Annotated in this window: 13 protein-coding genes; 4 read left to right on the top strand and 9 right to left on the bottom strand. The window is 45.2% G+C overall.

Going from position 1 to position 19,238, the window contains the following annotated elements:
• Positions 1-769 precede the first annotated feature (769 nt).
• Complete coding sequence (locus tag OEY64_08950) at positions 770-3,307, top strand: CHASE domain-containing protein (GenBank protein ID MDH5543075.1); 2,538 nt, start codon at positions 770-772, stop codon at positions 3,305-3,307.
• 140 nt (positions 3,308-3,447) lie between these two features.
• On the opposite strand, the gene OEY64_08945 is transcribed toward OEY64_08950, so the two are convergent.
• Both OEY64_08945 and nhaA read right to left on the bottom strand, forming a co-directional pair.
• Positions 3,448-4,029 carry a carbonic anhydrase gene (locus OEY64_08945; protein ID MDH5543074.1) on the bottom strand — a complete coding sequence of 194 codons (582 nt, stop codon included), beginning with the start codon at positions 4,027-4,029 and terminating at the stop codon, positions 3,448-3,450.
• 57 nt (positions 4,030-4,086) lie between these two features.
• Entirely contained in the window at positions 4,087-5,268 is a 1,182-nt protein-coding gene (gene nhaA, locus OEY64_08940) for a Na+/H+ antiporter NhaA (GenBank protein MDH5543073.1), read from the bottom strand.
• A gap of 188 nt (positions 5,269-5,456) precedes the next feature.
• Here nhaA and mgtE point away from each other — a divergent pair, with 188 nt between their 5' ends.
• Both mgtE and glpK read left to right on the top strand, forming a co-directional pair.
• Positions 5,457-6,767: a magnesium transporter gene (gene mgtE, locus OEY64_08935; protein MDH5543072.1), complete on the top strand. Its 1,311-nt coding sequence runs from the start codon at positions 5,457-5,459 to the stop codon at positions 6,765-6,767.
• Between the two features lie 80 nt (positions 6,768-6,847).
• Entirely contained in the window at positions 6,848-8,329 is a 1,482-nt protein-coding gene (gene glpK / locus OEY64_08930; GenBank protein ID MDH5543071.1) for a glycerol kinase GlpK, read from the top strand.
• A gap of 47 nt (positions 8,330-8,376) precedes the next feature.
• Here the strand turns inward: glpK and OEY64_08925 are convergent, their stop codons facing one another.
• From OEY64_08925 to OEY64_08905, 5 genes are all read right to left on the bottom strand, one after another.
• On the bottom strand, positions 8,377-10,791 hold the full coding sequence (locus tag OEY64_08925; protein MDH5543070.1) for an ATP-binding protein: 2,415 nt from the start codon (positions 10,789-10,791) through the stop codon (positions 8,377-8,379).
• A gap of 245 nt (positions 10,792-11,036) precedes the next feature.
• Positions 11,037-11,441, bottom strand: a complete 405-nt coding sequence (locus OEY64_08920) for a PIN domain nuclease (protein MDH5543069.1) — start codon at positions 11,439-11,441, stop codon at positions 11,037-11,039.
• Positions 11,438-11,638, bottom strand: a complete 201-nt coding sequence (locus OEY64_08915) for a type II toxin-antitoxin system VapB family antitoxin (GenBank protein ID MDH5543068.1) — start codon at positions 11,636-11,638, stop codon at positions 11,438-11,440. The genes OEY64_08920 and OEY64_08915 overlap by 4 nt, the downstream gene beginning before the upstream one ends.
• A gap of 60 nt (positions 11,639-11,698) precedes the next feature.
• Positions 11,699-12,085, bottom strand: coding sequence for a DUF2784 domain-containing protein (locus OEY64_08910; protein MDH5543067.1), 387 nt, complete (start codon positions 12,083-12,085; stop codon positions 11,699-11,701).
• 87 nt (positions 12,086-12,172) lie between these two features.
• Positions 12,173-12,382, bottom strand: a complete 210-nt coding sequence (locus OEY64_08905; GenBank protein MDH5543066.1) for a YjfB family protein — start codon at positions 12,380-12,382, stop codon at positions 12,173-12,175.
• 404 nt (positions 12,383-12,786) lie between these two features.
• Here OEY64_08905 and OEY64_08900 point away from each other — a divergent pair, with 404 nt between their 5' ends.
• Positions 12,787-14,934 (top strand): penicillin acylase family protein, encoded by a 2,148-nt coding sequence (locus OEY64_08900; protein MDH5543065.1) that lies wholly within the window; start codon positions 12,787-12,789, stop codon positions 14,932-14,934.
• A gap of 40 nt (positions 14,935-14,974) precedes the next feature.
• Here OEY64_08900 and OEY64_08895 read toward each other — a convergent pair whose 3' ends face one another.
• Entirely contained in the window at positions 14,975-17,065 is a 2,091-nt protein-coding gene (locus OEY64_08895) for a PAS domain S-box protein (GenBank protein ID MDH5543064.1), read from the bottom strand.
• 91 nt (positions 17,066-17,156) lie between these two features.
• Positions 17,157-18,752: a tetratricopeptide repeat protein gene (locus tag OEY64_08890; GenBank protein ID MDH5543063.1), complete on the bottom strand. Its 1,596-nt coding sequence runs from the start codon at positions 18,750-18,752 to the stop codon at positions 17,157-17,159.
• Positions 18,753-19,238: the final 486 nt, after the last annotated feature.

The raw sequence follows: 19,238 nt of genomic DNA, 5'->3' as shown, positions 1-19,238 counted from the left end.
TAAACGGGCCATCCTGCTATTTTTCTCCGCTCAATGTGAGCAAAATAAACTATTATCTTCGTCACTCTGTAAAATAGCCGAATTTCATTCATCTCATAGCCTCGGTGCAAGCCACTGCAGCATCTTCAGCGCTATAGTTTCCGTTGAAAAAAAGTAAAAACAGGAAAACTGTTAAAGTCATTTCTGCTCTTTTTACCAGTTAAACCCAATTAGTCAAAGAAGCGAGCATCTGTTTGTAAAAGCATAATATATACAAAATTATTTGTAGTAATATGTTTGACGTATTTGCAGGGCTTGGTAAAATCCTCTTATAATAGAAGGAGAAACGGCGCCAGAACGTAAAATATCGCCAAATACTTCCTATTTCAGACTATGAGACATTAACGCAAATAGCGATACATTTAGGACTCAAATGCATAGTGTTGGATAGGCAATGCACAGGAACCAGGAGGGTGATATTGCATGGTTTTCATTTGAGGAAGACTGTCATACCCACCAACTTATAGAAGGCGATTGGAGAGCTTTTGATTTTGGGTATTTTAAATGCATGGCGACAGGATGCCGGCCAGTTCAAGCTGAATAAAGGGCGGAATTTGTGAGAAAAAACATAACCATATATGTATCGAGGATTACGCCTCTACTCGTTCTCATGTTCGGATTGTTGATCACTTATTTTGGCTGGAAATACACCAGCCAGGAAGTGGAACGTGAGGCAGAAAAAGCTTTTAGAAACATAGCTAGAGAACACACCCGATCAGTCAAAAATCGTATGCAAACTTACGAGCAGGCCTTGCGGGGAGGCGTCGCATTTTTCAATGCTTCCGACAAAGTTACACGGGAGGGATGGAGGACCTTTGTTGAATCTTTACGTTTAGAGAAGATATTTCCAGGTATTCAAGGTTATGGTTTGTCCATTTTTATCAAGCCGGAGGATTTGCAGGGGCATTTGGTCGCAATAAGGGGGGAAGGTTTTCCTGATTATAAAATTCGCCCGGAAGGGGAAAGAGAAATATACACAAGCATTATTTTCCTTGAACCCTTTGACGAGCGTAACCGCCAGGCATTTGGCTATGATATGTTTTCAAATCCGACAAGGCGAATAGCGATGGAGCATGCGCGGGATACCGGTCTCCCCACGCTTTCCGGCAAGGTGACCCTTGTGCAGGAAATTAAAGGAAAGGTGCAGGCTGGTACATTGTTGTTTCTGCCGGTGTACGATAAATCGATGCCGGCGAATTCAACTTTGGAGGAGCGAAGAGAAGCGATAATCGGTTATGTATATGCCCCATTCAGGATAGATGATCTGATGGTCGGTATATTTGACACAGGATATGACCTGATTGATGTGCATATTTTTGACGGAAAGGATCCAGAGCCTTCTTCCCTAATGTTTGATTCGGACGAGATATTGACTCATGATGTATCCCCGGTTTTCAGCATACAAGAGATTGTAGAAATTGCCGGGCATGAATGGACGTTGAAGTATTTTAGCAATAAAAAGTTCATGAAAAGCCTGGATTTCACCAAGCCTGTAATAGCCGCTACTGGCGGTGTAATTTTCAGCATCCTTATCTTCGCATTCACCTGGAGTGTGGTGACATCGCAAGGGCGTTCGTTAAGGATGGCTCAAAGAATGACCGGGGAATTGCGTGAAAGCGAGAAACGTTTTTCTACGATTGTAAATATGGCGTTAAACGGCATTATTACGATCAATGAAAATGGGATCGCGGAAACCTTTAATCCAGGCGCGGAAAGGATATTCGGTTATACTGCCGCCGAAGTTGTCGGGAAAAATATCAAGATGCTCATGCCAGAGCCGTATCGGGGGAGTCATGACGGCTATCTGGCTAATTACCGCAACACTGGCGTAAAGAAAATAATCGGGATAGGGCGCGAAGTTGTGGGGCTTCGCAAGGATGGTTCTACTTTTCCGATATCTCTGGCGGTAAGCGAGATGATTTTGGATGACAAGCGATTGTTTCTGGGAATAGTTTCGGACATTTCTGAACAGAAGAAAGCTGAGCAGGAGATCATCGAAGCAAGGAAAGCGGCAGAAAGCTATGCCGCCGATTTGAAACACACACTTTTAATCTCTGAAGGCTTGCGCGAAGAAGCTCAGAAAGCGAAGGAAGAAGCCGAAAGTTTTGCAAGGGAGGCCGAAACAGCCACAAAGGCAAAAAGCGAATTTCTCGCAAGCATGAGCCATGAGATAAGGACCCCAATGAATGCCATTATAGGGATGGCAGACTTGCTGTCTGAAACCGAGCTTACAGAGGTTCAGAAAAACTACATAAACACGTTTAAAAACGCAGGAGAAAATCTTCTTGGGATCATCAACGATATTCTAGATATCTCGAAAATAGAGGCAGGTCATCTGGAGCTTGAGAACAACGGATTCGATCTTGGCGAGATCGTCTTGCATGTTGTGGAGATAATGAAATTCCGCGCAAGAGAGAAAAAACTGGAAATAGCCTACTCCATAGAGCCGGATGTGCCGCGCAAATTGCTAGGTGACTCCATGCGTCTCCAGCAGATACTCATTAATCTGCTTGGTAACGCGGTGAAATTTACGGAAAAGGGGGCCATCAGCATAACAGTGCAGATCAATCGATTAGTGAATGATAAAGCAGATCTTCTCTTTTCGGTAAAGGATGAAGGGATAGGCATTCCGCCTGAAATGCAGAATTCGATTTTCAACGCATTCTCGCAAGCCGATGCCAGTGTGACACGAAAATATGGTGGCACGGGGCTTGGGCTGACAATTTCCAAGACTCTTATCAATTTGATGGGGGGCGAAATAGGTCTTAAGAGTGAAGTCGGCAAGGGGAGTGATTTTATTTTCAACGCCATATTCGATTTGAACAAGGCCAGTTCCGGCAAGGTGAAAATGTCGGTTGTGGAGACGAAGGAGAGTGCTGGAGAGAGAGAAGGCATGCGCGATCTGGCAATTCTTCTAGTAGAGGACAACTTGGACAACAGAAATCTTGTCCTCGCATACCTTAAAAGCACACAACATAAAATAGATATAGCTGAAAACGGACAGATCGCATTTGATAAATTCACTTCAGGGAAATACGATCTTGTGTTGATGGATATTGAGATGCCGGTGATGGACGGACTTACTGCGACTAAAAAGATCCGTGAATGGGAAAGCAGGGAAAAAATGAAGCGTACCCCCATCCTGGCGCTGACGGCTCACGCGCTAATGGAGCATGAAACCAAGAGCAGGGAAGCCGGTTGTGATGACCATCTCACAAAACCAATAAGAAAAGCCAAACTTATGGAAGCTTTGGGTAGATATAGCTGATACTCTCGAAATCATGGAGAGCTCAAATTACCGCTGGCGATGACGATAACTCGAGTTTGCAGGGAACTGGAACCTCGTGTTAGATCGCTGATAGCGATGGTTAAAAGTAGCAGGTTGTCAAAACTCAATTGGCCTTATGATTATAGAATTTCCACTTTCCCTGTATTCAGGTCGTAGTAAGTAGCAACTATCTTAAGCGTACCGTCGCTCATCATTTTTTGAAAGGCGGGGCGTGATGATTTTAACAGTTCTGCGGTGTGACGGGCATTCAGACGTACCGCGTCGTCAACTGTCATATTTCCTCCAGCTTTTTCCACTATTTCGCGAATCGGCGCCAGCACTGGCGCAAGTCCGATAGTTTCGGCGTCGGAAAGAGCGGATGTCACAGCTCCGCAGTAGCCATGACCTAGCACGACAACAAGGTTTACGCCAAGAACCATCACAGCGTACTCAACTGTTCCTAGCGAAACGGCTCCTATGACATGACCGGCCGTGCGGATGGTAAAGAGATCCCCAAGATGGGTATCGAAGATAACGTCAGGGGGAACGCGCGCGTCTGAACAGCCTACTATGACCGCCAGAGGCCGCTGCTCCTGGTCGAGCTTGCGCACGACGGTACTCGCGCGGCTTGCATTTTCCTGATGGTTCTCTACGAAGTGCCTGTTTCCAGTGAGGAGTATCTCAAGCGCCTTGTCCGCCGGTATCCCTTTTGGTCTTTCCATAGCTATATATTTTAACCTCAAATATGGCAAATCTCTGTTGGGAAAAACCGGTTATTTTCATTTTTCTATTTTCCCCTTTATGCTCCCTGCTCGGATAATAAGATAGCCGACCACAGCCGAAAAGAAGGAGCCGAGCAATATGGCAAGTTTGTCGGTGAAAAGGAAGGTGTGGTCATCTTCGAAAGCAAGCGAGTCTATAAACAGGCTCATCGTGAAACCGATGCCTGTTAGAACGGAAACACCGTATAGATTTATCCAATTGGCTCCTTTTGGAAGTTGTGCGAAGCCGAGTTTTATCGACAGCCAGGTAAATCCGAATACGCCAACCTGTTTCCCGAAAAACAGGCCAAGCATTATTCCGAGAGGAACAGGGCCGGCCATCTGTTCAAGCGATATGTTCCCAAGCGTAACCCCAGCATTCACAAATGCAAAAAGAGGAAGAATGAAAAATGCCACCCAAAAATGAAGGTCGTGTTCAACTTCTATAGCGGGCGAACGCGCGACGCCATTTTCTCCGGTACCTCTAAGGGGTAATGTGAAAGCGAGGGCTACCCCCGCAAGTGTGGCATGCACCCCAGATTTTAATACGCTAACCCATAGCGCCACTCCGACTATGAAATAGGCGGTTTTTTTGACGACACCCAGCCAATTTAAAGAGATAAGAACAGCAAGGGCGCTCGCGGCACAGGTGATGGAGAGTAGGGAGAGGTCGGTCGTGTAAAGAATTGCGATTATAAGTATTGCTCCAAGATCGTCTATAATGGCTAGCGCCATAAGGAATATTTTCAGCGAGATAGGTACCCTGTCGCCAAGAAGAGAAAGAATGCCGAGCGCGAAAGCAATATCGGTGGCGGTAGGTATAGCCCACCCGGCCAAGGCAACAGGATCGGAATAATTGAATGATGCGTATATGAGAGCGGGGACTATCATGCCCCCCGCGGCGGCAAACCCGGGCAGCGCCAGCTGTGAAAAGGAAGAGAGGTGACCTTCAAGAATTTCTCTTTTTACTTCTATTCCTACAAGAAGGAAAAATATTGCCATCAGGCCATCATTTATCCAGTGATATAGATGTTTGTCTATGTGAAGCGCTCCGAAGCGGACCTCAACAGGTGTATGGAGAAAAGATTCGTACATATCCGAAAGTGGGGAGTTTTTCAGTATAAGTGCCAGAATTGTGACAATTATCAGAATAATGCCGCTGGAGGATTCTTTCTTTATAAAATCTTCTATTATTTTCATTTGCCGATCTTCATAGATAGTATTTAGAATATTTGCTTGCTTAACAGAGTATAAGGGATATCCGGCAGAAAATAAAATATGGATCCTTATATCGCAAGCCCGGCGGAAGGTGATTGCGTTTCACAAATCGGTTATCATGTGCTTTGACGGACCGATGTTGAAAATCCCGGCTGGCAATAGAGAGTAAAATGAAAAAAAATCAGGCCTTTGTATCTGTCACGCAAAAGTATTTTCAGCAGGATCCGGTCGCCGCGGCGAGGACGCTGGAAACAATGCCGGAAGAGGATGCGATCGAAATATTCAAGTTCCTCCCGGCTTCGGTTGTAGCCGAAGCAATGAAATATCTGAATGACTCATACGCCGCTTCGCTGATGGAGCGCCTGCCTGAGGCCAATTTCGCGCAGATAACCGCCTATCTTGATTCCGAGAAAACAACTTCGATCCTGATGCAGGTCTCTTCCGAGAAAAGGGAAGTTCTCCTGGGGATCATCGACGAGAAAAAGAAAAGCGAGATACAGGAGCTTCTAACCTATCCAGAAGGGAGCGCCGGAAGGCTGATGACGACAAAGGTAATAGCGTTTAACGAAAACGTCCTGCAGCGCGACGCAATTCAGAAGATTCGAAGGCTGTCGGCAAAAGGTTTTCCCGATTCGTATATATATGTCGTGGATGAAGGAAATCACCTCAAAGGGGTTATGAACATGCGCGACATGCTTCTCGCCCACGGGACGGACAAGCTCGCTCAGCATATGCGCACGGATGTTCTAGCTATCGACTGCTTTGCCGACAGTTCAGAAATATTGGCAAAGCTGAAGGAGCATCATTTTTTTGCCGCGCCGGTTGTCGACGCAAACAAAAGACTCCTCGGCATCATCAAGACGGAAAATCTTATAAAGGAGATAAAGGAATCCACCACGGAGGATATCCAGAAAATGGTCGGCGCAAGCGGTCATGAGAGGGCTTTCTCTCCCATCAAGGATTCGATAAAAAGCCGCCTCCCCTGGCTCCATATCAATCTTGCTACTGCGTTTCTCGCCGCGTCAGTAGTCTCGCTGTTTGAGGATATCATCGCGAAGATAACAGTCTTGGCTATCTATCTCCCTGTCGTAGCCGGGCAGGGGGGGAACGCGGGGGCGCAATCGCTTGCCGTTGTAATGAGGGGGATAGTAATGCGCGAGATACCTCCTGCCAAGGTGAAGGCCCTTATCATAAAGGAGTCGACCATCGGCCTTATCAACGGCGTGGTAGTCGGTATAGTTACAGGGCTCGTCGCGTGGTTCTGGAAGTCGAACCCGATGCTCGGATTCGTCATCGGTCTTGGCATGCTGATCAACCTGGTGGTTGCCGGATTCGCCGGGGCGTTCATCCCGATAGCCATGAAAAGCCTCCGCCTTGATCCAGCGCAAAGTTCAAGCATCATCCTCACCACGATCACCGATATCGTAGGATTCTTCGCCTTTCTCGGTCTTGCGGTTATCTTTCAGCGCTTCCTTATTTAGCGTCTGGTTCCATAACGCTTTCCGGGGCGCCTGACAAGGGCGGGACTGCGTTTCGTTTCCGTCTGTGATACGATTTATTCATGCCGGACTATATACTTGCCATCGACCAGGGGACGACCAGCAGCCGCGCTATTCTCTTCGACGGCTACGCAAACCTGGTATCGCAGGATCAGAAGGAGTTCATGCAGTATTTCCCCCGCGACGGCTGGGTGGAGCACGACCCGGAAGAGATCTGGAATACCACTCTTGAAGTCTGCTGGAAAGCGCTTTCAACGAAATCGGTCAAGGCAAAGGATATTACCGCTATCGGGATAACGAATCAGCGGGAGACGACCGTCATATGGGAGAGGAAAACAGGAAAGCCGATTCATAAGGCGATAGTCTGGCAGGACAGGCGGACAGCCGAGATTTGCCGAAAGCTCGTAGAAGGCGGGCATGAGGAGACCATCCGCGCAAAGGCCGGGCTGGTCGTCGATCCCTACTTCTCGGCGACAAAAATAGCATGGATCCTCGATAACGTCCCGGGCGCACGGAAGAGGGCCGATGCGGGGGAGCTTGCATTCGGCACTATCGACACTTTCCTCCTTTGGCGTCTCACCGGAGGAAAGAGCCACGCGACAGACGCTACAAACGCGGCGCGCACGTCGCTCTTCAATATCCATACGCAGGAGTGGGACGGGGAGCTGTTGAAGATCTTCAATGTTCCGGAAAAGCTGTTGCCGGATGTTCTCGATAACGCCGCCGATTTCGGCACGACCGACGCGTCGCTCCTCGGAGCGGAGATCCCGATTGGCGGGATGGCGGGTGACCAGCAGGCGGCCCTTTTCGGGCAGTGCTGTTTCGAGCCGGGGATGGTGAAGAGCACATACGGCACCGGCTGTTTCATGATAATCAATACGGGTGAGAAGGGGGTCGCGTCGAAGAACCGCCTGCTTACGACGGTCGGCTATCGCCTCGACGGGAAAGTCGTATACGCGATGGAGGGTTCGATATTCAACGCAGGGACGACCGTGCAGTGGATGCGCGATAAGATGAAACTCTTCGCAAACGCGAGCGAGACCGAAGCGATGGCAAGATCGGTTGATGGTACGGGTGGCGTTTATCTTGTCCCTGCGTTCACCGGGCTTGGCGCTCCGCACTGGGATCCGGACGCGCGAGGCGCGATCTTCGGTCTCACGCGAGACAGCACGAAGGAGCATATCGTCCGCGCCGGATTGGAAGCGGTCTGCTACCAGAGCAGGGATTTGATTGAAGCGCTTGTAATGGACGGCGCCGCTAGACCTCCGGTTATACGAGTTGACGGCGGGATGGTGAAGAACGACTGGCTATCGCAGTTCCTTGCCGATATTTCAGGCGCGGAGGTTGACCGCCCGGTGATAACGGAGACGACCGCACTCGGCGCGGCGTTCCTTGCCGGATTGCAGACGGGGGTATATGGTTCGCTCGATGAGATCCGCGACCTATGGAAATCCGAGAAACGCTTCATCCCGTCGATGGACAACGCGAAACGCGACGCCCTCTACTCCGGCTGGCTCTCCGCCATCAAACGAGTGTTACTATAGCCTTTAAGGGAGAGCACTCCTACTTGTTAATGCAGGTATAATTCTAATTAATCATTTTTCTGCGCTCTATGGGACGAAAGTTCTCTCCTTATAGTATATATATTATTCCTAATGGCATTAGAATAGATTTTCCAATCAAAGACATCCGTAGGTAGATTGCTCTGTTCCCACATTAGGTCTAAGTAATCGCAAAATATATCACAACGATTCAATCTACCAAGTATTGTTTGTTCGTCTTTAATTTGACTTTTAAAGCTGTGATCTAAGATGGGGGTGTCAACAATTATGGCGTCATAATAAACAAATAGTAATAGAAGCTTTTTCCTATGATACTCACCAACAGTAGTAATCCTGACAGCGATAGGTTCCTCTTCATTTTTATCAGATGAACCAGATGATTTTAACAAACTATACTTAATACATCTGTTGATTGTTTCATTAATTTGTGTTGGTGTAAGGCCTATTCCTTGTGAGCTTTCAATAACTTTACTCATGTTGATAAATCCATCTTCACTGTTTGAAGATGTAAGAGAATTAAGTATTGATAACAAAACTGGTATTAAAAAGTGCTCTTTTGGATCATTCCTAGTAGCATCAAATAAATTAGCTATTGGTGAGCTTTCTGGATTGTAATAGATGGAGTCCCCAAAGATAATGGCCCTTAAGAATTCATGGAGTGGGACGGAATACCCTTCTCCCTTAGCAACTATTTTTTCAGTATCTACATGTCCGCTGCAAAAAAAGGTTTTTACAAATCCTAAAGCTTTTCGAACATTTCCACCGGATATATTATCTATAGCCTCAACTGTATCTTTTTTTCGTAGCAATGTTGTTTTAAATGATTTTATGATTATTTCCATTTTTGAATAATTTACGTCAAACAGTGTATTCAGTGTTTCATCGCGACTAATTAGTTTTTTCCTTAGAATTTGGAGTGCAAAATTTAACCTTTTTTCAATTACATCGTCAATTCGAGGTGGAGCAATAGAAAATGCTTTTGGATGATAAGCATCTAGTGCACCAGATTTTACAGATCGATGAAATGTTTCTGGTCTTAAGGCTAAGTATACCGTGCATTTCCAGTTAGCCGCTAGTTCTTGGGCAACTAGAAATGCAGATTGCTGATCATCTTCAGATCTCTGATCAATATTATCAAGGAAGATAATAACTTGTTTCCTGTTAACGTTGGAATAGAATGTTAATGAATTTTTAAGATGCTTCTCGGTTTGAGAGGTAAGTTTTTCGAGCATTTCAATTTCTTTTTTAACAAACGTAAGGTCGTTTGTTTTTTTAAGTTTTCCATATATTGATTTATCGAACCTCTTGATCTCATCTGGGTAAATTTTCCTAATGTTGGTATCTTCGAATATGTCAATATTGTATATTTCTATAAGTTGCTTGATTATAATATCTACAATACTGCCTTTTATATCTCTGCCAAGTATTGCTGTTTCACCAAGGTCTAAGTGTAGAGTGATGGCTTTTTCAAATATTTCTGATGCTTCAATATTAATCAAATGTCTAGTAAACATCGTTTTTCCAGAGCCAACAGAGCCAATCAGCAAAATTGGACGTTTGCTGATGCTTTCAGCAATAAAATTATCTGCAATTCCCTTTTTTCCACTAATTTGTTCAATTTTTGGAGCTTTAATATCAGAACTAAACAGCGCAGTATGTCGTGCCCTCAAAAGAGATTTGCTAATCATTGCATGTTGAGAAAGTGCTCCACTCGGACAGTAACAGTACGAGAGAAACTCTTTTTCCATTGATTTTGTGTTTGGCATATCTTCAAGTACGATATCGCTTAACATTTGTAAATCAATTTGAAAGCTATTTCTGTTTTTAAGACCAGGATAGTTTAGCAACCTACTTGAAAGCTTATTAGGTACAACAGGTAGAGGTTTTTCTAGTAAATGAAAAATGATTCTTTCATCTTTTATGCCCTCCTTGGACATGAAATTCCATAGTTTTAAAGAGTTATCTATCATATGGTCAAATGAAACAAAAACTACTGCTCGACCCTCTAGAGGAGATATGCCATCTGTTCTGCATGCAATAAATATTACGATCTGAGGTCCATTACAAACGCATCCGACCGGAACGCCTCTAGCTTGGCAATAGCTAATTGTTTGGTTTATTGCTTTCTTGAGGTTAGGATTGTCTTTGCATAAAGTCGAAATTAAGTATTCTTTTTTTCTAATTTTTTCAACACTGACCTCGAAATAATCACCTTCCTTCTTGGCTTCAACAACTAGGACTCTTCTACTGCTGATTTTGAAGGTGTAATCTGTAAACTCACCAGCATAAGATTCTTCCAGTGAGCAGTCTTCCCTTTCCCAGCCTAAGCATTCACAAAAAAGGCGATCAATTAGGTGAAATCTTGTTGAAGCTTCATTTCTGTTTGATGCAGAATAATCACTTCCTAATTTGATTAAATTTATTTTTCCAGTTTCATAATCCATAATCTTCGATTATTTTACACAGAATTTAAACATTTATAAATTATTTTGACCTTTTATAATATATTTTATATGCCGATTATTTTGTTAATTAAAGAATAACATGTAAGTGACAGTAAAATAAAGAAAAGAGAATTCTGTATCAGCTTCTGCTTATGGCTGTAAATATTCATACATAATTATCAAACTAGTTAATGCACTTTGCGAATAGAAAAGTTGCAAAAGAGTCGTAGAGTATGCGGGTGGCGTTACTGATTAGTTGATAACAATTTCAGGTCGGTACATGATTCGATATTGGTGAAGTCGTTGTCTTTGTGGAGGAGGGGGAGCCTGTTTTCGATGCATATGGCGGCGATGACGCAATCGACCGTCTTCCTTACGGTCTTCCCCTTTTTTCTGCAATCGCGGTAGATGCTTGCCGCCTTCAGATATGTATCGACGCCCTCAGGTTCAAAGATGGGGAGTTCGATAAGATAGCTTTTAACGGCATTGAATTGTTTATCTTCCCTAATGGCCTGAAGGATTTCCGTAAGAATAATCCCGGTAATGGAAATATCCTCCTCTTCCTCTATAAGTCTGTGAAGGAGATGCCGCTGAGGGGAAGGGGTGCCCCTTAGGAAATCGATCCATACGCTGGTATCAACAAGTATCATCCCCTGCTTTTTCTCATCTCGACAAGATTACCGGACCATTTTACCTTGCCTTCAAACTCAAGGAGTTTTTTCCTCTTTTTCTTTCGGACAAGTTCCTCCAGCGCGTAATTTACCAGTTCCTTTTTGGTCTTCTTCCTGGTGAGCTTCATTGCTTCCGCAACAAGTATTTCGTCCAATTCAATATTTGTCCGTGTCATATGAAAATATCTCCCTTCGTTTATACACATAAATTAGCATAATTATGTGTATATGCCAAACTATAATCTGCCTTGTTTCCACTCTTTGTAGTTGAGGTAGGCGGAAATGAAGAGGGCGAGAAGGAAAAGAGCGACGGTTGTAGCGTCCACCAGTCCGGCGTCGAGGTCGGTGCCGAGGAGAGTGTCGAGAAGATATTTTATGTAGGAGTAAGGGAGCTCCTGCTGGCCGAGGCTCCTCTTGACCTGCCAGTGCCAATCGGTGCAGGGACAGTAGCCCCAGCTGTACCATATCCCAAGACCGAACCATGAAAAGGCTGTCAGCGACAGCAATGCAAGGTTTGCCTTTCTTGTGCTCCGCCATATCCAGCCGAAGAGGTTGAAAAAAAGAATAAGCGTATGGAATATGAAAAAGAAGCTGTCCAGAAACGGGAGGAGGGTATTCAACATATCCCCACTTTGCCATGAAAGGGGGAGAGTTGAAAAGAATTTGTCTGCTTTACGGAAACCGTAAAACAGACAAATAAATTGGGGTTTTTAGCCGACCATGTCGATCGCGTTGCCGATGCCTTCGGGCTTTTTCGAGCCGCCAAGCGCTCCAGATACTTTCGAAGCGCTGTTCAGCATCTTCATGATCTGTGAACCATTCTGTTTTTCAGCGTCCAGCGCTTTTTTCAAGGCGGGAGTATTCTCTTTTCCCCCGGCAACCGGTGATTTTACCGCACCTGATAAACTCTCAATATTCATTAAATGTCCTCCAGATTGACGTACAGTTATTTGCCCTTATAAGACTATTCGGCGAAATACCGGGAAACATTAGGGGGGTGGGCAAAATATCTTTCAAGGGGATGGATGGAAAATCTAATGGGAGTTCAATCGACTTCATATCCTTTATAATGTATTGGGGTGCAGTTGTTACGCCCTTATTGTAAATATATTGACCAAAGTATTTGTATAGGCGGCATGTCAGGGCATGATTCAAAACACTTGATCAGTAGGTGTTGAAAAGCATATTTCGATGCATGCATCTTTTCCGGCTGATCGTTCTCGAATTATTAGTTATGATAACAGGTAATAATGGTATAATTTCAAGACGCGTCGAAAAACCAATAACATTTAGCATATGATTACTATCGGATGGGGATATGTAAATGAAAAAGTTGATAATGGGGAAGGGGCCAATAAGCATCCGTCGTGATGAAAACGGCGTACCGCATGTAAAAGCTGACAGCATCGCAGACCTTTATAAAGGGCTTGGTTATTGTCATGCGATGGACAGGGGGCTTCAAATGCTTCTTATGCGGATCCTCGGCCTCGGGCGCGCTTCCGAACTTCTGCAGTCAACCAAAGAGATGGAGGAGATAGATATCTTTTTCCGCAAGATGAACTGGAGCGGGAAGGTCGATTCTGAAGTCACAAAACTTACGCCCGACCTGAAGGAGTTTTCAGATTCATACTGTCTAGGTGTGAACGAATATTTATCCAAAAAATATCCGTGGGAGCTGAAGCTTGCGGGATACAAACCAGATGCGTGGACGATCGGCGATACGATGCTTCTTTCCCGCATGACCGGGTATCTCACGCTGGCACAGTCGCAGGGAGAGATAGAGCGGCTACTGGTGGAGATGGTTCAGGGAGGCGTTGAAAAGGAAAAACTGGAAGAGCTTTTTCCCGGCCTTCTTGGGGATATGGATGAGGCGCTGATACGGAGGATAAAACTTTCCGAGAGGATAGTGCCGGAAGGGCTGAAGTGGAACTCCATTGTTCCGCGGGTGATGGCGTCGAACAATTGGGTGGTAGGAGGCGCGAGAAGCGCCAGCGGCCAGGCGATGCTTGCGAATGATCCGCATCTCGAAAATAATCGTCTGCCAAACGTGTGGTATGAGATATCGCTTTCCGTGGGAGAACGCTACGGTATGGGGGCAACGATGCCGGGTATTCCCGCGCTGGTGATAGGGAAAACAAACGATCTTGCATGGGGGGTGACCTACAGTTTCATGGATTCCGTCGACTCATGGATGGAGGAGTGCAAGGATGGGAAGGCTAAGCGAGAGGACGGCAAATGGGTTCCCTTTTCGGAACGCAAGGAGATCATAAAAAGAAAAGGGAAGAAACCGATAGAGGTGAAATTTTACGAAAACGAACATGGCGTGCTGGATGGAGACCCCTATGAAGAAGGATTATACCTGGCTACGCGATGGGCCACGGCAGAGGCGGGAGTAAAATCGTTAAAGGCGTTCACGGATATCTGGAGCGCGAAGAGCGCTGAAGAGGGGATGAATTGCCTGGGGAATCTCGAGGTGTCGTTTAACTGGGTATTTGCAGATGTTGCCGGAAACATCGGATATCAGATGTCAGGCTTGTTGCCGAAAAGGGGGAAGGGGTCGTCAGGCTTTGTTCCGCTTGAGGGGTGGAAAAAAGAGAACGACTGGCAGGGATTTTTTGAGTATGTCGATCTGCCAAGAAGCTATAACCCGGATGAGCAATATATAGTCACTGCCAATGATGATCTAAATCATCTGGGCAAGGTCACTGCTAGCAACATCTCGATGGAAAGCTACAGGGCGGACCGCATAAGGCAATTGATCGACGAGAGGGAAAAATTAACGCCGGAATACTGCGAGAAAATGCAGTTCGATACATATTCCCTGCAGGCAAAAAAAATCATGGATATTTTGCGTCCGCTCCTCCCGTTTTCGCGGCAGGGGGATATTCTTCGCGATTGGGATTGCTGTTATGACCCGGAATCAAAAGGTGCCTATCTGTTTGAGGAGTTTTACAAGAAGCTGTTGATCAAGGTTTTCGGTAAAAGCGCTTTGGGTGAGGAGGTGGTCAGCTGGCTCCACGAAGGGACCGGTATATTTGCCGATTTTTACGGGAACTTCGACAGGGTATTGCTGGCCGAAAGATCAGAGTGGTTCAATGGAAAGTCAAGAAATGAGATATATTCCGAGTGTGCGCTGGAAGCGCTTTCAGGCGAAGCTGTCGAGTGGGGAGAAAGCAAAAAATATAAACTTTCGAATATGTTTTTTGGGGGTAAGCTTCCGGCTTTGTTTGGATTTGACGGAGGTCCGGTAAAAATGCGCGGAGGGCGCGCAAGTATTCATCAGGGGCAGTTATACAATTCAGGCGGGAGAACCACCAGTTTTTGCCCTACATTCCGGATGATCGCGGAAATGGATAAAAATTATATTCGTACTGCACTGGCCGGAGGCCCTTCCGACCGTCGATTTTCCAAGTGGTATCTGTCGGGACAGGACGGATGGGAAAAAGGAGAATATAAAATTCTCGCAGTGTAACACTCTTCTCTGGTTTATAATTTTTCCATCGACAGGGTTGTCAATACCCGATATATTTTCGTACCTGTGCCAGGAAATCGTCGCGGCTTATCGGTTTTACATTGAAACTGACAGCTCCCAATCTTAAAGCCTTCTCCTTTGTTTTGATCTCTGAATCAGAGGCGATCATCATAACCGGAATGGATTTTGTGGATGGTACGCTTTTAACCTGGATGAGGAGGTCAAAGCCGTCGACTTCCGGCATCATGATATCGGTTATCATCAGATGAGGCGGAGATACTTTCAATATGTCTAGCGCGATTGCGCCGTTTTCCGCCTCTATCAATTCAATATCAAGATCCTTGAGGTATAGGGAAAATAGGTAGCGTTGCTCCTTTTCGTCATCAACCAGCATGATCTTTGGCTTGATATCGGGTAGTGACGCCAGAAAAGTGGTTCCCTTTCCCTGCGTGGACTCAACCGTCAGATTACCGCCATGGGCCTCCATAATATCTTTGGAAAGCGGCAAGCCAAATCCCGTTCCGATTTCTCCGGCTGTACCGGTTGTGGATGTCTTAAATTCGTAGCTGAAAAGGTTGTCCATATAATATGGGTCTATGCCGACACCGGTATCCGATACGCCGACCGTAGCCGGTTTTCCTTCCGGTGTAAAAAGCGTAACTTTATCATCCCGATTGCAGAATTTTATCGCATTTGAAACGAGATTTTGAATTACTTCAAAATACATGGTGGCGTCGGCGTATATTCTGCTGTGCTTCTTGACCTCATTATTAAGAATAATCCCCTTTTGCTGCGCTAGAATGAAAAAATTCTCGATAACCTCGTTGGCGATGGAGAATGCGTCGATAAAACTCTTATCCTTGATCATTTGTCCGGCTTTCAGTCTGCTTACATTCAAGACATCGTTGATAAGGAGCAGCATGTTTTGACCCGATTTTCGCGCGGAATTAATAAGGTTTTTACGCTGTGAATCTGCCCCATTTTCATCAAAATCTTCGATCATCTCCAGATACCCGAGCATCGTTCCAAGCGGTCCCTTGAGATCATGCGAAACAAGCGAGACGTATTTGTCCTTTAAACGCGTAGCTTCCTCCGCAAGCTCTTTTGCCTTGCGAAGTTCTTCTTCTGCCTTTTTCATGCTAGTGATATCGGTAAAGGTTCCTATCAGGCTGTGTACTTCCCCATCATCCGTAAGAAGCGGAGCTTCCGAGATCTTTACGATGCTGATCGTTCCGCGATTTCCGATAATTTCCGAATCGTATGTGGAGGCGATATTTTTCAGTCTCTTTTCAAACTCCTGCCTGATCTTAATCCGGCTATCAAGAGTAAAGAAGGAATGATAGGAGGCTTCCGAAAAATTGTAATCTTTGTCCACTTCCAGAAGTGTACGCATTGCAGGATTTAAATAGAGAGTTTTGCCGTCCGGTGTTACCTGCCATATGCCTACGATGCTGTTCTCGGCGAGAGCGCGATATCTCTTTTCACTCTCTTTAAGCGCCTCTTCGACAATCTTGCGTTCCGACACGTCACGCATGTTCATTACATAATATAGTTTCGGTTTGATTATGCATTCGGAGATTGTAAGTTCTATCGGAATGCTATTGCCAAAGCGCGTAACAGCCTGCACTTCATTGGAAGGGATTACATTGTCAGTTCCCCAATCACTCAGAGTGGAGAGGAATCCGTCGACCAGTATCTTCTGATAGTCCGATGGAAGGATGATGGATATGTTTTTTCCGATAAGGTCCCTGCTGCGATAACCAAATATTTTATAGGTCGCCTGGTTTGCCGAGTAAATTTTTCCATCCGTATCTATCCTCACAATGGCGTCTGCGGAAGATTCCAGGACAGCCCGGGATTCAGCGGCAGAGCCAGCGAGTTTGTCCACTCTCTCGCGGACTTCATCTTCAAGCGTGTCCGCAATTTCCCTCAGCTCTGCTTCGCTTTTAACAGGTGATTTAGCCTGTTGTGCGGATGGGAGGTAAACGGAAAAATATACGGCGGGCAGGATAATAATTGCGGATACTCCAACGCTGATTGCGACAAGGACGGCATGCGGCAATCCAGGTAAAAAGTAGAGGGCTGAAATGAAAATAGCTTCTACGATGACTATGCAGAAAAAAAGAGTCAAAGAAAGTACACGGAAAGAACAGTAAATATGTCCCCTTCTAGAATCTATTTCTGAATTATTATTCGACATAAAGAGGGTGATACCTCATCTGTTATCGCACTGATTTTCGCTTGTTTGAAGTGGCGGGGAATTTAGCCAGATTATCAAGCGCATTTTTTGCCTCGCTGAAATCAGGCTGCAGGGCAAGCGCTTTCTTGTATGATTTTTCAGCTTGAGAATTATTGCTGCCCTGCTGATAAGCCCGGCCCAGGTTATAGTGAATATTTGGATCCTTGTCATCGATCTTCAGGGCCTTCTGATAATATTCAATCGCCATGCCGATCTCATTCAGGCGTCTGTAGCAAATACCGATATAATTGTAAAGCCTGAGGTCGGACGGGTTTATGTCAATTGCCTTCTCAAAAAGTTCTATCGCTTCCTGAAGCATATTCTGCCTTGCGTAGGTTTCGCCTGCTATGCAGAGAATGATCTGATTTTCAGGATCGTATTTTATGGCCTTTTGAAGCGAAAATTTAGCCTTGTCATATTCCCCATCTATCAGATAGATTTCAAAAAGTGCGATCCACCCTTCGGAACTGTCCGGCATGATGCTTATTGCTTTTTGCATTGCCTCCTTGGCCAGCTCTTCCTGTCCCAGTTTTTTATAAGTGATGACGAGGCTGTTATACGCCGCAAGAAGGGTAGGGTCCACTGATATCGCAGTCTTAAACTCCCCTTCAGCCATGGTGTATTTGGAGATATCTTTTTTGAAATCGCCTTCTTTTACATAGGCGTTTCCAAGACCGACATGGATCCTGGCTTTGTGACGAACTCCATCGTCCGGTTTGCATGAAGCGATTGCTTTTTTAAAGTACTCCGCAGCTTTTTCATAGTCAGACTCGCGTAAATACGAATCGCCTACCTTGAAAAGTACAGATGAAGATTGAGGAGATGATTTGAGCAACTGTTTAAGCTCCTCCAGTTCTTCATAGGCCTGCCCCAGTTTTTTGTAGCATATGGCCAAATTTTTATGCGCGTCTTTCAGGCTAAAATCGAGATTGATCGCTCTTTTCAGATAGGGAATCGCAGTGTCGAACATATTGCTGCCGATATAGATCCTGCCGAGGCTCAGTAAAGGTATAGGCGACCATGGAGCATAGGCTGAATAGTTGATCACCTTTCTTGCAGAAAGCATGTATAGATTTTCCATTGTTGAAAGAAAATCATTCGTGTCCCTGTAGGATAACAGATTTTCTATTGCCTCTTTTCTATGCTGATCCTCGTTCTGGGCGAGTGTTTCGGCTATGGAGGTGAAAACATTTTTAAAACCGTCAAATGTAATAGGCAATTCGGAAACATAGGTTCTTCCATTGGCGAAGATCTCCCTGTTTGGCTCATTTTTGGCGTCTTCAATGATGCCGGTTCCAAATACTACGACAGGGATGAATTTATCCGATTCAAGCTTGTGGATTTTTTCGGCCAACTGAAATCCGGTTACCAGTTTCATGCGATGTGACGCGATAACAAGGTCAAAGGTAAAACTCTGCTTTAGCTTGGAAGCGATCAGGTCATAGGCGTTTTTGCTCCCTGTTTCCTCAAATATTTCGGTTGTTGTGTCCTTGGCAAATTCCTTAAATGGAAGTTGCTCTATATGTTCGCGAATCTGCCTGATTTCGTATTTCTTTTCACTTACTATCAAAATTCTCATATTCAGTTCCTACAAAGCACATTTTAATATAGTGCGTAATCAAGGTAATTTGCCGTTTGTAGCGACAACGGTTAATAAATCAATTGCCATGCAAGATGATGTCTGCCGGATTTTATTATGATACCCTTGTCTGCTTCAAAACTCCTCAATCAGTTATTCATGCCAAGGAAGATTCCTCTGGTTAAGTGATCTTCCGTCGGCAATTGTAAATGTAGAAATAGGGGGTGAATATTTCATTTTCGGTCCCCAATTCGGGTTGCCAGCAACGAAAAGTTCTCCACCTCTACCTCCCCATAATATACCAAAATAACAGAAATATTAATATTTTACGCCACTTGGGAGATTTGAAGATTTGGCACTCCTGTTTCCAGTTTGAGAATGTGCCAATGCGGCAGAGGTGGGCACTTTTAAAGTAGACTGCTTGGGATAAAGCCTCCATGATGCAGACCATTATCTAATAGTACAAATAGACCTGAAAATGCGGAA

This window comes from Nitrospinota bacterium (assembly GCA_029881495.1).
In the GTDB taxonomy this organism is placed as follows: Bacteria; Nitrospinota_A; UBA7883; order JACRGQ01; family JACRGQ01; genus JAOUMJ01.
The sequence above is the reverse complement of the archived record's forward strand: the minus strand, read 5'-3'. Positions and strand labels throughout refer to the sequence as shown.